Source organism: Bradyrhizobium sp. Kon37, from assembly GCF_055807535.1.
In genome coordinates, this window is record NZ_JBVVOY010000247.1 from 1 (window position 1) to 282 (window position 282).

Consider the following 282-nt stretch of genomic DNA (forward strand, 5'->3'; position numbering starts at 1 on the left):
GAATAATCCAGCCCGCCAGGCATGGTGATGAATTTGTCGCGGAAAACAGAAAAGGGCGGTTTATTTTCAGCGATAATTTCCTCAATGCGTTTAGCGTGTGCCGGATGAAGGGTAATCGTGTTTCACACATCACTCGCACGGCTTCCGGTGCTAATGCTGGCGGCGGAAACCTCACCGATCGCGGCGAAGGTTTCGTACACGATCTGACGTCACTGGCGCGCGACGTAGCCACTGGCGTACTGGCCCGTTCAATGGATCTGGACATCTATAACCTTCATCCGG

1 protein-coding gene is annotated in these 282 nt (G+C 53.5%); it reads left to right on the plus strand.

The features are described 5' to 3' along the window. A partial coding sequence (locus AC0L3J_RS38010; RefSeq protein WP_473350548.1) for a hypothetical protein occupies positions 1-282 on the plus strand: 282 nt, incomplete at both ends.